The organism is Sinorhizobium fredii NGR234 (assembly GCF_000018545.1).
In the GTDB taxonomy this organism is placed as follows: Bacteria; Pseudomonadota; Alphaproteobacteria; order Rhizobiales; family Rhizobiaceae; genus Sinorhizobium; species Sinorhizobium fredii_A.
In genome coordinates, this window is sequence record NC_012587.1 from 271790 (window position 1) to 287588 (window position 15799).

The window sequence follows — 15799 nt, forward strand, 5'->3', positions numbered from 1 at the left end:
GACCAATCAGGCCCAAGGGTTTTCACGCATGACCTCCATCATTTCGTCCCTCAGCCCCACTCTGATCAAATCCTATTCGACAGCGGCCGTTGCTGCCTGGACGACGGAAGACGTGGCTTCGCTGACGACGAAGCAGATCAGCGCGATGTCGTCAGCTCAGATCGCGGCGCTCGACACGGAGGATGTCGATGTTCTCAGCTCCCGGCAGCTGGGCGCCATATCTCCCAGCGCCATTGTCGGTTTGACCCTGGAGCAACTCGCCGTCCTCGACCAATCCGACATCGAGAGCTTCGGTACGAGCCAGGTCGCGGCCCTGACGACCAAGCAGATAGACGGTTTGTCGGCGGAGCAGGCGGAGGCGTTGAGCTCGACCCAGGTCGGAGCCTTGAGCGCCTTGCAGCTCTCGGTCTTGACCGAGGAAGACCTGGAGTCCTTCTCGACCGCCGACATCGCCGCCATCGGCGCGAAAGCCATAACCGGGCTCCCGGCCGATGTCGTCGCATCCCTTTCCACGGATCAGATTGCCGGCTTGAGCACCCGTGCCGTCGCCGCCCTGTCGACCGCGCAGATCGCCGCCCTGTCCACCGATCAGCTTGCCGCCTTGACGACCGCCCAGGTCACAGCGCTGAAGGCCTCGCAAATCGAGGCCTTGGGCACCGACGACATTGCCACGCTTTCCACCCAGCAGATGGCTGCGTTGAGCGCCTCGGCAATTTCGGGGCTTTCCACCAAACAGATCGCCGCCCTGTCGGTCGACCAGATCGAGGCACTGACCGTCTCGCAGGTGAAGGCGCTGACGGCGGCGCAACTCGGGTCCCTCGAGACCGACGGCATAGCGGCATTCTCGACTGCCGAGATCGCGGCGATCAGCAGGGCCGTATGGGGCTTGACGACGGAGGCCTTCGCCGCACTCTCCACCGCCCAGGTTGCCGCCCTGAACACGGCCGCCGTCGCCAGCCTGACGACGGCGCAGATGGCCGCCTTGTCGGCTGACCAGGCCGAGGCGATGTCCGTCTTGCAGGTGAAGGCACTGAATTCGAGACAGCTTGCGGCGCTCGGGACCGAGGGCATTGCGACATTCTCGACCGGCGAAATCGCCGCGATCGCCAACCTGGCCATCAAGGGCGTGAGCACGGACGCGATCGCTGCACTTTCGACCGCTCAGGTTGCGGCGCTCAGCACGAGTGCGATCTCGGGCTTGACGACCGCACAGAGCGAGGCATTTTCCTCCGACCAGGCCGCGGTCCTTTCCGCGGCACAGCTGCGGACGCTGAGCTCGGCGCAAGTCGCCGCACTTGGCACCGACAATATCGAGGCGCTCTCCACAGACCAGATCGCGGCGCTCAACACCAAGGGCGTCATGGGCCTGACGACCGATCAAGTCGCCGCCTTGTCGACCGACCAGGTCGAGGCTCTGTCCGTCACACAGGTGAAGGCCCTGAACGCACTGCAGCTTGAGGCGCTCGGGACCGACGGCTTGGCAATGTTCTCTACCGGCGAGATCGCCGCACTCAGCAACAAGGCCATTCTGGGGGTGGACGCCGAGGTCATTGCGTCCCTGTCTACCGATCAGATCGCGGCGCTCAGCACGAGTGCGGTCGCCAGCCTGACGAGCGCCCAGCTGGCGGCTTTGTCGACCGACCAGGCGGAGGCCTTGTCCGTCTCGCAGGTGAAAGTCCTGAGCTCGGCCCAGCTCGCCGCCCTTGGGGAAGACGGGATTGCGACGTTCTCGACCGCCGAGATCGCGGCGATCACCAGCAAAGCCGTGCCCGGCGTCAGCGACGACGCCATAACAGCGCTTTCCACGGCCCAGATAGCGGCACTCAGCACGACTGCAGTCGCGAGCCTGACGACCGCACAGGTCGCCGCCTTGTCGACCGACCAGACCGCGGCCCTCTCCACCGCGCAGCTTAAAGCCCTGAGTTCCACGCAACTCGCCGCCTTGAGCACGGACAACGTCGCGGCTTTGACCACGGTTCAGGTCGCCGCGCTTGGCACCAAGGCGGTCGCCGGCCTAACCGCCGATCAGGTCGAAGCCTTGTCGTCCGATCAGGTCGCGGCTCTCTCCACTCAACAGGTTGCCGCCCTCGGCTCCGAGCAGCTTGCCGTTCTCAGTGCAGAGGACATAGCGGCATTCTCGACCGCCGATATCGCGGCGATCAGTTCGAGCGCCATTGCCGGATTGTCGGCAGATCTCATGGAAGCCCTCACGACGGCCCAGATCGTAGCGCTCAGCACGAAGGGCGTCGCGCGCCTCAGCACCGATCAGATCGACGCGCTGTCCAGCGACCAGCTTGCAGCCTTGTCGTCAGTCCAGGTTGCCGTTCTAAGCTCCGCGCAGCTCTCGGCCCTGGAGGCGGAGGACATTGCAACCTTCTCGACTGCCGATATTGCCGCAATAGGCTCCAAGGCCATTTCCGGCCTGTCGGAGGATGTCGTCGCCGCCCTGACCTCGACGCAGATTGCCGCGCTCAGCACCGGCGGCGTTGCCGGGCTGAGCACGGATCAGATGGCGACGCTGAGCTCCGACCAGGTCGTCGCTTTGAGCACCAAACAGATCGCAGCGCTGAAATCGACGCAAGTCGCCGCCTTGAGTACGGAGACTGTCGCGGCCCTGTCCTCGGACCTGATCGCCGCGCTCAGCACTGCAGGCATCAACGAACTGACCACCGATCAGGTCGAGGCGCTATCCACCGACCAGATCGTGGCGCTGAGCACCAAGCAGGTTGCCGCGCTGAGCTCTGCGCAAATCGCCGCGCTGGACACCAGCGATATCGCGGTGTTTTCGACCGAACAGATCGCCGTGTTGACGACGGCCGCGATCAGCGGGCTGAGCACCAGGCAGATCGACGCGCTGAGCACCGAGCAGATGGAAGCCCTGACCGCCGTGCAAGTCGGCGCGCTCAGCTCGGCGCAGCTGGGGGCGCTCGGAACGGAAGACATAGCGGTCTTCTCGACGAAGGACATCGCGGCCATCAGCGCCGCTGCGATGGCGGGACTGTCGACGGCCGTCGTGGCCGCCCTTTCCACCGATGAGATCGCTCTTCTGAGCACTGCCGGCATTGCCGGCCTCAGCAGCGCGCAGTTGAACGTGCTCAGCACCAGCCAGCTCGCCGCCTTGAGCACCAAGCAGGCCGCTGCGCTCACTTCGGCGCAGGTGGCCGCCTTGGGTACGAGCGGACTTGCGGCCCTCTCGACGGATCAGATCTCGGTCCTCAGTGCCGCTGCCATCGCGGGACTGACCACCAAGCAGCTCGTTGCCCTGGGCGCCGGTCAAATGGAAGCCCTGACCTCGACCCAGATCGGCGCCTTGAGCGCGACGCAGCTCGGGGTTCTGGGGGCGGAAGACATTGCGGCGTTCTCGACCAAGGACATTGCCGCTATCCGGTCGACCGCCATTTCGAGCCTCTCGACGGCCGCCATAGCTGCCCTCTCGACCGATCAGATCGCCGCCGTAAGCGCGGCCGGCATTGCCGGTCTGAGCAGCGCGCAGGTCAACGCGCTCAGCGCCACGCAGCTCGCCGCCCTGAGCACCAAGCAGGTTGCCGCGCTCACGTCGGCGCAAGTCACCGCCCTGGGGTCGAGCGATATCACCGCGCTTTCCGCCGATCAGATCGAGGCCTTGGGTTCGGCAGCCGTCGCGGGCCTGACCACCAGGCAGCTCGCTGCCTTGAGCACGGATCAGCTGGAGGCCCTGACCGCGGTCCAGACTGGCGCCCTGAGCTCGGTGCAGCTTGGAGCCCTGGGCGCGGAAGACGTGGCGGTCTTCTCGACCAAGGACATCGCGGCGATCGGTTCGAGTGCCATAGCAGGACTGTCCACGGCTGCCATCGCTTCGCTCTCGACCGAGCAGATCGGCGCCCTGAGCGCGGCCGCCGTGTCGGCATTGACCACCAAACAGATCGCTGTTCTGAGTTCCGGCCAGATTGCCGCGCTGTCGACCGAACAGCTCGGCGGGCTGACCTCGCAGCAGATCGCTGCGCTGGATGCGGACGACATCAAGGCGCTGTCGATCGACGACATCGCGGCGCTTGGCGCGGATCTCGTTTCCGGCCTTTCAACGGACGTCATAGCTGCCTTCTCCACCGACCAGATCGCCGCGTTGAGCACGGCCGCCGTCGCGGCGTTGAGCACCAAGCAGGTCGATGCCTTGAGCACCGGTCAGCTTGCGGTCTTGACCACGGCCCAGATCGGGGCGCTCACCTCCAGACAGGTCGATGCCTTGAGCACGGATGACGTGGCGACGCTCACGACCGACCAGATCGCCGCTTTGAGCGCGGCCGGCGTGGTCGGCCTGAGCACCGCGGACATCGCCATCCTGAGCTCGGGCCAGGTCGATGCCCTGACGACGAGCCAGATCGCGGCTCTCGGCTCCAAGCAAATCGCCGCCTTGGGCACGGACGACATTGCAGGCTTCTCGGTCGCGGAAATTGCGGCCCTCAGTTCGAGTGCGGTAGCGGGACTGTCCACCGAGACGATTGCGGCGCTTTCGGCGGAACAGATCGCGGCCTTGAGCACGGCCGGCATTGCCGGCCTTTCCACCGCCCAGGTCAATGCGCTGAGCACCGACCAGATCGGGGCGCTGTCGACCGAACAGGTCGCTGCTCTCAGCTCCAAGCAGGTGGCGGCGCTGGGCACCGACGACATGGCGGCGCTTTCGGCGGACCAGATTGCCGCGCTGGGTACGACCGGCATTGCGGTCCTTTCCAGCGCACAGATCGATGCGCTGAGCGCCGAACAGCTCGAAGCCCTGACTTCCGTCCAGGTCGCGGCGCTGAGTTCGACGCAGATCGCTGCGCTCAGCACCGATGATCTGGCCGCCTTCTCGACCGCGGATATTGCGGCGATCAGTTCGGCTGCCGTGGCGGGGCTGTCCACCGACACGCTGGCGGCGCTTTCAGCGGATCAGATCGCCGCCCTGAGCGCGGCCGGTATCGCCGACCTTTCCACGGCCCAGATCAATGCCTTGAGCGCCGACCAGCTCGAAGCGCTGAGTACCGACCAGATCGCCGCGCTTAGCTCCAAACAGGTGGCGGCGCTGGGCACAGACGACATAGCGGCGTTGTCGACGGAACAGATTGCCGCGCTGAGCACCGCCGGCGTTGCAGCTCTTTCCACGGCGCAGATCCAGGCGCTGAGCGCCGATCAGCTCGAGGCTCTGACCCCGAGCCAGGTGGCGGTGATGAGTTCGACGCAGATCGCTGCGTTGAGCACCGCCGATCTGGAGAGCTTTTCCAGCGCGGATATCGGCGCGATCGGTTCGAGCGCCGTAGCCGGCCTGTCCACCGACACGCTGGCCGCGCTTTCGGCGGACCAGATCGCCGCCCTGAGTGCGACCGGCGTCGCCGGTCTTTCCACCGTGCAGATCCTGGCGCTGAGCACCGACCAGATCGAGGCCCTGTCGACCGACCAGATTGCCGCCCTCAGCTCCAAGCAGCTGGCGGTGCTGGGAACCGACGACATTGCGGTTCTCTCTACGGACCAGATTGCCGCGCTGGGTACGGCCGCAATAGCGGGCCTTTCCACGACCCAGATCAACGCGCTGAATGCCGATCAGCTCGAGGCCATGACCTCCGGCCAGGTCGCGGTCATGAGTTCGACGCAGATCGCGGCGCTGAGCACGGGCGATCTGGAGAGCTTCTCGACCGCCGATATCGCGGCGATCAGTTCGCGCGCCGTAGCGGGGTTGTCCACCGACACGATAGCGGCGCTTTCGGCGGATCAGATCGCGGCCCTCGGCACCGGTGGCGTCGCCGGCCTTTCCACCGCCCAGATCAACGCGCTGAACACCGACCAGGTCGAGGCGCTCACTTCTCTCCAGATTGGCGCGCTGACTTCGCAGCAGATCGCCGTCCTCGGCACCGACGATCTGGAGACCTTCTCGACGGACGAGATAGCGGCGATCAGTTCGACTGCCGTGTTGGGACTGTCGACCGACACGATAGCGGCGCTTTCGGTCGATCAGGTTGCGGCCTTGAGCTCGGCCGGCATTTCGGGGCTTTCCACCGCCCAGATCAATGCGCTGAGCACCGACCAGATTGAAGCCTTGTCGACCGCGCAGATCGGCGGCCTCGGCTCCAAACAGGTGGCGGCGCTCGGCACCGCGGATCTCGCGGTGCTGTCGACGAGCCAGATTGCAGCGCTGAGCACGGCGGGCATTGCGGGCCTGAGCAGCGAGCAGGTCGGCGCTTTGAGCGACGAGCAGGTCGAAGCCCTTTCCACCGTCCAGATTGCCGCTATGAGCTCGGATGCGTTGTCAGGCCTTAGCACCGATGACCTGGAGGGGTTCTCGGTCGAGGAACTTGCGGCGATCAGCTCTTCGGCCATCAGGGGCTTGTCCACGGATTTCATCGCCGGACTGTCCACCGCCGAGATTGCCGCTCTGGGCACGGCGAGCCTTGCGGGTCTGAGCAGCGCTCAGGTCGGGGCGATGAGCGCCGAACAGATCGATACGCTGTCCACCCTCCAGATTGCCGCCTTGAGCGCCGACGGGCTCGCCGGTCTGACCACCGAGGACCTCGGCACGTTCACGACCGGAGAACTGGTGGCGATCAGCGCGGCCGCCATAAAGGGACTGTCCACGACCTTTGTCGCCGCGCTTTCCACGGCCGAGATCGCCGCCCTGACGGCAAGCCAGGTCGGGTCGCTGAGCTACAACCAGGTGGCGGCGATGAGCACCACGCAAATTGCCACCTTGTCCACCGCGCAGCTCAGTGCTCTGAACGCCATACAGGCCGCGGCCCTGGGGACGGACGACATCGCCCAGCTCTCCACCGATGATATCGTCGCCTTGGGCACGAGTGCGATCTCCGGACTGACCACCAGGGTCGTCGCCGCCTTGACGACGGATCAGGCGGAGGCCCTGACGGCCGTTCAGGTCGGGGCGATGACCTCGGCGCAGGTCGCGGCCTTGGAGACCGAGGATCTGGCGACCTTCTCGGCGGAGGATGTCGCCTCGTTCAGCTCCTATGGGGTCGCGGGGCTATCCACGGAAGACATTGGCAATCTGTCCAGCACGCAGCTGAACGCCTTGATGGACTCGCAGATGGACGCTCTGGATTCCGATCAGATCGCGGCAGTCATTGCGGCCTATCTGGGGATGTAAATGGGTCCTCAGCCGCGACGGCCCGGCGCTGCGTCACGGGCTGCTGCAGCGAGTTGCTTGCGCGCTGCCGCCGGGGTGATCGAGAATGCCTTCCGGAACTTGCGGATGAAGTGTGAGACGTTCTCGAAGCCGGTTTCCAGCGCAATCTCGATCAGCGGTTTGTTGGTGGAGGCGACGAGGCGCATCGCCGCGTCGAGGCGAAGCTTCAGGTAGACGGATATCGGCGTCGCCCCGAGCTCGTTCTGGAACAGGCGTTCGAGTTGCCTGCGCGAGATGCCGAGCACGGTCGCCACGTCGTCTATGCCGATCAGGTCCTCGAGATGCTGCTCCATGACCATCAGCGCCAGACTGATCCGTTTGTCGTGCACCGGCACGGGGCCGAGCGGGTTTCGCGGCTGCATCTCGCTGGCTTCGCGACGACGCGTGATCTGCATGATTTCGAGCGCATTGCGTTCGGCGTCTTCGCCGACATGCTTCCGGATCAGGTAGGTCGCGAGATCGGCGACGCTGCTGCCGCCGGCGCAGGTGATGATATTGCCATCCTCGAAGAAGATGCGGTTCGAGGTGACCTCGATCTCGGGGAAGCGGGCGCGGAATTCGTTATGATGCAGCCAGCTTACGCATGCGGCATGGCCGTCGAGCACGCCGGCCTCGGCGAGGACGAAGCTGCCGGTGCAAACGCCGATGATCGGCACGCCGGCGCGCGTGGCGCGGTGCAGGTAGTCAACCGTCTCCCTGTCGAGCGGCTCGGCGACGTTGAGCCGACCGCCAACGACCGCGATATAGCTGAACTCGGTCGGCGGACGGAGCGGCGCGGTTGGCGCCACCTGGATCCCGCAGCTCGACATGACGAAGTTTCTCGTGCTGCCGAGCACCTCCCAGTCGCAGTTGACGCGCCCCGACTTGTCCTCCACATCACTGCCCAACCGCAGCGCATCGGCGAACAGCGAGAAGGCGCTGAGCGTGAAGCTGCGCGCCAGAATGAAGCCGACGCGCAGCACGCCCTTGTCGCTGAGGGTCTTTCCGCTGGCAGCCGTTGTTTCTGTGAGAGCTGTTCGCAAAGTCGCGTCGTTCCGTCGCCGATCTGATCGGGGGCCATGAATGGTCTCCCGCCACGCGCCCCTCGGGGCCGCGCATCTGAAGCTTGAGACCTGCTTCTATGCTCCAATTATCCCGCAAGCAACGCTCCGGGTAAATGCTTCAGTTCCCACCCGAGACAGGCGGGCTAATCCGCATTGACAGGATGACTTATTAACCGACTTGTCGGAATATTCTGAATGTCGATGGGAGAGGGGGTCGGCACGCCGGTTGTCGGCGACGGGCCGTCGAGTTGTGCCTTCGCTTGTTCCCATTTGGAGCGCGGGCAAGGATCTGGGCAGATGACAATGCACATGATGAAAGTGCTGTTGAGCCTGATGGCCGCGCTTTCGTTCGGCTCGTTCATGGTTCTCGTGGCCGTTCTGTAGGAACGCACGCCACCCGCCCGACGGTCGCCGGGGCCGGTCAGGTTTCCGACACGTCGATCCATTCCGCGCCGGTCAGTTCCGCCATGCGGTGCGGACTGATGTGAACGGCGGCGTTGATTGCGCCGGCGGCGGGCACGACCACATCGAACGCCTTCAAGGATTCATCGCAATAGACCGTGTGCGGCTTCACAAGGCCGAACGGGCAGACGCCGCCGACCGGATGGCCGGTCTCGGTCTCGACCTCGCTGGAGCCGAGCATGCGCGCCTTGGTGCCGAAGCGGGCCTTGTATTTTTTGTTGTCGAGGCGGGCGTCGCCGCGCGTGACGATCAGGACGACGTCGTCGCCGACGCGAAGCGCCAGCGTCTTGGCGATCTGTGCCGGCTCGACGCCGTGTCCCTCGGCCGCGAGCGCCACCGTTGCGGTGCTTTGCTCGAGTTCGATGACGTCGATGTCCGGGGCGCGCTTGGAAAAGAACTCTTTGACGGAGGTGAGGCTCATCTCGAAAGGCCGGTGCTGCGATTTGCAAATGGGATATCCGCGGCGAATTGCGGCCGACGGTCTTTTCTTGAGGAGAGGAATGTTTCAGTCGTCGTTCGACGCGTCAAGGTCTTCCGGTCGCAGGCCCTCCTGTTGCGGCGGCAGGTAGCCATGGCTTGCAAACCAGTTTTCCAGGATCGTGGAGATTGCCTGTTGGCGCGTCGACGTGGCGGGGTGATCGCTCATATAGGATTGCAGCGCCGTTTCGATCTTTTCTGCATAGAAATCGCTCATCTTTCCCTCCGCTGACTTCTCGCGGCGGCGATCCAGGGCCTTGCGCGCGGATCGCTCGGCGCCCGCGCCCGATCAAACGGGCGAGGGCACCATCGCGCTTGTTATCGCTGAATGATTTTGTCCTCAAACCGGTTCCGATGGTAGGCGAATCCTTGACCGGATATCGCCATTTCAGGCCTGTTTGACGATGCGGATCAGCACCAGCAGGATGATCGCCCCGATGGTCGAATGAATGATTGCAGCGAGGATGCCCGTGCCGAGCGTGATGCCGACCGCCGGAAACAGATAGCCGGCGATAAGCGCGCCGATGATGCCGACGACGATGTTGCCGATCAGGCCGAAGCCGAAGCCGCTGACGATCAGGCCGGCGAGCCAGCCGGCAATCGCGCCGACGATCAGGAACACCAGAATGCTTTCGATACCCATCAATGTCTCCTTGCGGTTGTGTCCATGGAACATAGCCCATCCCTGCCGATCAGATAGGGAGCAATTCGATCGAGGATAATTTTTCTGCGCAAAGGGGATGGTCGGCCGCGGAGCGGATTTTGCTTGCTGCGCAAGCGAGGGCGCGGACGCCGGCAATCTGGCTGCCCGATGATCCCGGGCGCGAAGCCGCACCCGGGATCATGAAACTGAAGGGGTCAGGCCGAGAGGGACGGCCTTCCGCTTCCCTCGGATGCTATCAGACGATGCCGCCGCCACCGCCGGCAATCGCGGGTCGCTCGGCCGCAACTTTCGGCCGATAGCCGCTCTTCCGATAGGTCGCGACCGGCGCGATGGCGCCGCCGTTCTCGAGGCGTGCCACGGCGAGGATCGGCTCGACATCGGTACGGAAGGCGGCTTTCAGCGTTTCCGACGCCATCAGCGCGTCGTTCTCCTGCTGGTGGCCTTCGAGCGCGTTGCGGTCGACGAGAAGCGCCTGGGCGTAGGCGCGGCCGACTTCCATGGCGCTGGTCATCAGGCTCTCGATCGGGTCCGTCACGTTATGGCTCTGGTCGAGCATATGGGCGGGCTCGAAACCGTCGGCGCCGCGCGTCTCGGCATCGACCAGCTCATTGAAGACCAGGAAGAGCCGGTAGGGGTCGATCGATCCGGTATCGAGATCGTCGTCGCCATATTTCGAGTCGTTGAAGTGGAAGCCGCCGAGCTTCTTGAACTGGATCAGCCGGGCGACGATCATCTCGATATTGACGTTGGGGGCGTGATGGCCGAGATCGACGAGGCAGAAGGCCTTCGGCCCGAGTTCCTGGGCGATCAGGTAGTTGGTGCCCCAGTCCTGCACGACCGTCGAATAGAAGGCGGGCTCGTACATCTTGTGTTCGGTGAAGACCCGCCAGTCATCCGGAAGCGCCGCATAGATCGCCTTCATCGAGTCGAGATAGCGCTCGAAGCTCCGGGTGAAGCTGCTCTGGCCGGGAAAGTTGGAGCCGTCGCCGATCCAAACCGTCAGCGCCTTCGAGCCGAGCGCCTTGCCGATCTCGATGCATTCGAGATTGTGCTCGACCGCCTGGCGGCGCGTTGCGGCAGCGTTATGGGTGAGCGAACCGAATTTGTAGGAATGGGCCTGGCCCGGCGCGTCGGAGAAGGTGTTCGAGTTCATCGCATCGAAGCTTAAGCCGAGCGCGCTCCCCCTTTCCCTCAAACCTGCGAGGTCGGATACCTTGTCCCAGGGGATGTGCAGCGACACGGTCGGCGTCGCCCGCGTCAACTCTTGGATGACGCTGCAGTCTTCGAGCTTGTCGAAGATGTTGCGCGGCTCGCCGAGTCCGGGGAAGCGGGCAAAGCGGGTGCCGCCGGTGCCGACCCCCCAGGAGGGAACGGCGACGCCATAGGCGGCGACCTTCCGCTTGACCGCGTCGATGTCGATGCCACGGCGCGCGAGCCGCTCGCCGAGGCTCTCGTAGTCGCTCTTCAGCGCTTCCTGTCGCTTGGCATTCTCTGTCTCGATCACCGACGTGCTGATCATATTAGTCATGGCAACCTCCAATCAGCGCGTGAAGGACTGGGCATTGCCCGCGTCGACATTGACGATGTTGCCGGTCGATTTCGCCGACATGTCGGAGGCCAGGAAGTAGATCGCTTCGGCAATATCCTCCGGGAAGACGCTGAGCTTCAGCATCGAGCGTTCGCGGTAGTGCGCCTCCAACTCATCGACGTCCATCTTGTAGGCGGCGGCGCGCTGTTCCTTCCACTCGCCGCTCCAGATCTTCGAGCCGCGCAGCACCGCATCCGGATTGACGACGTTGACGCGGATCTGTGCCGATGCGCCTTCGAGGGCGAGGCAGCGGGCAAGATGGATTTCGGCCGCCTTGGCCGTGCAATAGGCCGAGGCGCCGGGCGAGGCGGCAAGGCCGTTCTTCGAGGCGACGAACACGACATTGCCGCCGGCCTTCTGGTTGCGGAAGATCCGGAAGGCCTCGCGCGACACCAGGAAATAGCCGGTCGCGAGAATGTCGATGTTCTTGTTCCAGAGCGCCAGCGTCGTGTCCTCGATCGCCGCCGACGAGGCGAGGCCGGCATTGGAAACGAGAATGTCGAGACCGCCGAAGGCCAGCAGCGCATCGCCGAAGCCGGCCTCGACCGCCGCCTCGCTGGTCACGTTCATGCTGACGGAGCGCACGAAATCCTTGCCGTAGCGTCCGGCGAGTTCGCTCTGGGCGATTTCCAGGGCCGCGTCATCGATGTCGGCGAGTACGACGCAGGCGCCTTCCTGCATCAGCCGGGCGGCGGTCGCCTTGCCGATGCCACCGGCGCCGCCGGTGACGAGCGCGATCCGCCCGGCGAGGCTCTTCGGCTTCGGCATGCGCTGCAGCTTGGCTTCCTCGAGCAGCCAGTATTCGATGTCGAAGGCTTCCTGTTCCGGCAGGCCGACATAGGTCGAAACGCCCGAGGCGCCGCGCATCACATTGATGGCATTGACGTAGAATTCGCCGGAGATGCGCGCCGTCGCCTTGTCCTTGGCAAAGGTGATCATGCCGACGCCGCGAACCAGATAGACGACCGCGTTCGGGTCGCGCATCGCCGGGCTGTCGGCACGCTTGCAGCGCTCGTAGTAGCGCGCATAGTCGGCGCGATAGGCGGCAATCGCCTCGGGGAGGCCGGAAAGCGTCTTTTCGATATCCGGCTGCGCGGGGTCGAAGTCCACCACCAGCGGCCGGATCTTGGTGCGCAGGAAATGGTCGGGGCAACTCGTGCCGAGCGCCGCCAGCGGCTCCAGATTGGTCGAAGTGACGAAATCCAGCACCGCCTTGCTGTCGTCGAAGTGGCCGACCTTCTTCTCATCAGTGCTGATCAGGCCGCGGATCACCGGCATCAGCTTCTTGACAATTGCGACGCGTTCCGCCGCGCCAAGCGCCGGTTTCGCCTCTCCGCCGAAGGCGGGCGCGGTATTTTCCGCCTCGAACCAGGCGATCGCCCGGTTGATGATCTCGATCGTCGTCTCGTACGCCTCCTTGGCAGTATCGCCCCAGGTGAAGAGGCCGTGGCTCTCGAGCACGACGCCGCGCGCCTTCGGGTTTTCGAGGCAGAATTTTTCCAGCCACAGGCCGAGCTCGTAACCCGGCCGCTTCCAGGGCAGCCAGCCGATCTCGTCGCCGAAGATCTTGCTTGTCAGTTCCTTGCTGTTCTTCGAAGCGGCGATGGCGATGATCGCGTCCGGATGCATGTGGTCGACGTGCGCCTTCGGCACATAGGCATGCAGCGGCGTGTCGATCGAGGCGGCGCGCGGATTGAGGTTGAATGTGCAGTGCGGCAGGTAGCCGACCATTTCGTCTTCGAACTCGACGCCGCGATAGATGTCCTTCAGTGCCCGCAGCTTGTCCATGTAGAGCGTGGCGAAGCCGTCCATCTTGATCGTGCCGACGTCGCCGCCCGATCCTTTCACCCAGAGAACCTCGGCCATCTCGCCGGTCAGCGGATCCTTCTCCATGACTTTCGCGGACGTGTTGCCGCCGCCGTAGTTGGTGATTCGCTTGTCCGAGCCGAGCAGGTTGGACCGGTAGAGAAGCCGCTCCGCTTCGCTCATTCGCGCCACCTTGGCGTCATCCCAGAGATTGGCCAGGCGTGCGCCCTGTTGCTTGTCGAGCATCTCGAATTCCTCCCGGTAAGCCAGCCGCCGGCCCTTGCGGCCGCGACGATATGATTGGCATCAGATCACACGCTCATTGCGCAGATGTCAATCAAAAACGATCAGAAACGTTCATATTGCAGCGCACAATGAAAAAAGATGATCGAAACTGATTGACAATGCTCGGGACTGATGGAAGCATGCAGGGCATCGGAGGAGCGCATGCACGAGAAAGAAAGACATAGGATCATCCTGTCGGCAGTGCAGGAAAAGCCGGTCGTGACCGTGCCCGAACTCGTCGAATTGACCGGCAGCTCCGAGGCGACGATCCGCCGCGATGTTGCGGCGCTGCATGTGCAGAAGCGCCTGCGCCGGGTGCGCGGCGGCGCCGAGGCGATCAATCCGCCGCAATTCGTGGGCCTCGCCGGTCGGCCCTTCAGTGTCAACGAGGGTCTGCATGCCCGGGAGAAGCAGGCGATCGCCCGCGAGGCGGTGGCGCTCTGCCAGGACGGTGAGCCGATCATCATCAATGGCGGCACGACTACCTTCCAGATGGTGCATTTCCTCGCCAACCGCCGGATGCAGGTCTTCACCAATTCCTTCCCGATCGCCGAGCACCTGCTCAAGCACTCGAAGAACACGGTGATGCTTTCGGGCGGGACGATCTATCGCGAGCAGAACATCATCCTCAGCCCCTTCGACAATGACGTGACGCGCAACTTCTATGCGCGCCGCATGTTCATGGGGGCGCAGGGGCTCGGGCCGCTCGGCCTGATGGAGGCCGATCCGCTCTTGATCCAGGCCGAGCAGAAGCTGATCGATCAGGCCGACGAACTGGTCGTGCTCGTCGATTCGTCGAAATTTCACAAGCGTTCGAGCCTCATTCTCTGCGGTCTCAAGCGCATTGCCACAGTCATTACGGATTCGGGCATCGAGGACAGGCATGCCTCGATGCTCGAAAGCGCCGGCGTCACTCTCGTCATCGCCAATGCGAAGTCGAAAGTCGACGCGGAAACTGCTTCGACATCCGCCTGAGGCGGGTGAGGAGGGGGAAAAGAAAGGCGGCCTTAGCGGGCGCAAGCCGGTAGCAAGACCGCCAGATGGAGTTGTCGGGTCGGACGATGCATCCACTCCAGATGCATGGACCCAAGGGAGGAGAACGTGATGAAAATTCTCAAATCATTGATGGTGACGGCCGCCGTCGCGGCCGCGCTCATGGCGAACGCCGCTCATGCGGAGAACAAGAAGATCGCGCTCGTCGTCAAGGCGCTCGGCATCGGCTTCTTCGAGGCCGCCAACAAGGGTGCCCAGGAAGCGGCCAAGGAACTCGGCGACGTCGAGATCATCTATACCGGTCCGACTTCGACGACAGCCGAGGGCCAGATCGAGGTAATCAATTCGCTGATCGCCCAGAAGGTCGATGCGATCGCGGTTTCGGCCAACGACACCGACGCACTCGTACCGGCGCTCAAGAAGGCGATGGACCGCGGCATCAAGGTGATTTCCTGGGATTCGGGTGTCGCCAAGGAAGGCCGGCTGATGCATCTCAACCCGTCGTCGAGCCCGCTGATCGGCAACATGATCATCAAGCTCGCCGCCGATAACCTGCCGGAAGGCGGCGATGTCGCCGTGCTCTCGGCCTCGGCAACGGCAACCAACCAGAACACCTGGATTGCCGAGATGAAGAAGGTCCAGGTCAACTACAAGGGCATCAACGTCGTGGCCACAGTCTATGGCGACGACCTTGCCGACAAGTCCTACCGTGAGACGCAGGGCCTCATCCAGTCCCATCCGAACCTGAAGGCGATCATCGCGCCGACCTCGATCGGCATCGTCGCGGCCGCCCAGGCCGTCACCGACGCCGGCAAGATCGGCCAGATCAACGTCACCGGTCTCGGGCTGCCCTCCGAAATGGCCGGTCATGTGAAGTCCGGCGCGTCCAAGTCCTTCGCGATCTGGAACCCGATCGACCTCGGCTATTCGGCGACGATGATCGCCTATGACATCATCAACGGTGCCGAAGCCAAACCCGGTGCGGAACTGAAGATGGGCCGCATGGGAACGGTCAAGCTCGACGACAACAACGAAGGCGCCATGGCCGACCCGTTCGTCTATGATGCCTCGAACGTCGAAGAGTTTGCCAAGATCTTCTGATCGGCGAAGGGGGTGGGGGCTGTTCGGTTCGCCTCTCATCCGCCTGCCGGCACCTTCTCCCCGCAGGCGGGGAGAAGGGAACACGCGGCGACGCATCGCCTTTTGGTGAATGCCGGCGGATAACGCGGGCTGCGACTTGTCCCTCTCCCCGCGAGCGGGGAGAGGGTTAGTCCTCGGGTTAAACCCGAGGAGAGGGGCAGCCTTTCCCCTCGTTGTGCCTGAGCAACCGCCCAATT

At 64.0% G+C, this 15799-nt stretch carries 10 protein-coding genes; 4 read left to right on the top strand and 6 right to left on the bottom strand.

Annotated elements, in window-relative coordinates; translation table 11 throughout:
• The first annotated feature begins 28 nt into the window (after positions 1-28).
• Positions 29-7105 (top strand): hypothetical protein, encoded by a 7077-nt coding sequence (locus NGR_RS12535; protein ID WP_012706819.1) that lies wholly within the window; start codon positions 29-31, stop codon positions 7103-7105.
• Positions 7106-7113: 8 nt separating this feature from the next.
• Here NGR_RS12535 and NGR_RS12540 read toward each other — a convergent pair whose 3' ends face one another.
• Positions 7114-8166, bottom strand: coding sequence for a GlxA family transcriptional regulator (locus NGR_RS12540; protein WP_012706820.1), 1053 nt, complete (start codon positions 8164-8166; stop codon positions 7114-7116).
• Between the two features lie 216 nt (positions 8167-8382).
• On the opposite strand from NGR_RS12540, the gene NGR_RS12545 reads away from it, so the two are divergent.
• Positions 8383-8571 carry a hypothetical protein gene (locus tag NGR_RS12545; RefSeq protein WP_012706821.1) on the top strand — a complete coding sequence of 63 codons (189 nt, stop codon included), beginning with the start codon at positions 8383-8385 and terminating at the stop codon, positions 8569-8571.
• A gap of 37 nt (positions 8572-8608) precedes the next feature.
• On the opposite strand, the gene NGR_RS12550 is transcribed toward NGR_RS12545, so the two are convergent.
• The 5 genes from NGR_RS12550 to NGR_RS12570 form a co-directional block, all read right to left on the bottom strand.
• On the bottom strand, positions 8609-9070 hold the full coding sequence (locus tag NGR_RS12550) for a YbaK/EbsC family protein (RefSeq protein ID WP_012706822.1): 462 nt from the start codon (positions 9068-9070) through the stop codon (positions 8609-8611).
• A gap of 84 nt (positions 9071-9154) precedes the next feature.
• Positions 9155-9343, bottom strand: a complete 189-nt coding sequence (locus NGR_RS12555) for a hypothetical protein (protein ID WP_012706823.1) — start codon at positions 9341-9343, stop codon at positions 9155-9157.
• Positions 9344-9514: 171 nt separating this feature from the next.
• The gene (locus NGR_RS12560) at positions 9515-9769 is read right to left on the bottom strand and encodes a GlsB/YeaQ/YmgE family stress response membrane protein (RefSeq protein ID WP_164924168.1); all 255 of its coding nucleotides are present in this window, start codon (positions 9767-9769) and stop codon (positions 9515-9517) included.
• A gap of 256 nt (positions 9770-10025) precedes the next feature.
• Positions 10026-11318: an L-rhamnose catabolism isomerase gene (gene rhaI, locus NGR_RS12565; protein ID WP_012706825.1), complete on the bottom strand. Its 1293-nt coding sequence runs from the start codon at positions 11316-11318 to the stop codon at positions 10026-10028.
• Positions 11319-11330: 12 nt separating this feature from the next.
• The gene (locus tag NGR_RS12570) at positions 11331-13430 is read right to left on the bottom strand and encodes a bifunctional rhamnulose-1-phosphate aldolase/short-chain dehydrogenase (RefSeq protein WP_012706826.1); all 2100 of its coding nucleotides are present in this window, start codon (positions 13428-13430) and stop codon (positions 11331-11333) included.
• A 201-nt stretch (positions 13431-13631) separates the two neighbouring features.
• Here NGR_RS12570 and NGR_RS12575 point away from each other — a divergent pair, with 201 nt between their 5' ends.
• The gene (locus NGR_RS12575; protein ID WP_012706827.1) at positions 13632-14444 is read left to right on the top strand and encodes a DeoR/GlpR family DNA-binding transcription regulator; all 813 of its coding nucleotides are present in this window, start codon (positions 13632-13634) and stop codon (positions 14442-14444) included.
• Positions 14445-14573: 129 nt separating this feature from the next.
• On the top strand, positions 14574-15563 hold the full coding sequence (gene rhaS, locus NGR_RS12580) for a rhamnose ABC transporter substrate-binding protein (protein WP_012706828.1): 990 nt from the start codon (positions 14574-14576) through the stop codon (positions 15561-15563).
• The last annotated feature ends 236 nt before the right edge of the window (positions 15564-15799 follow it).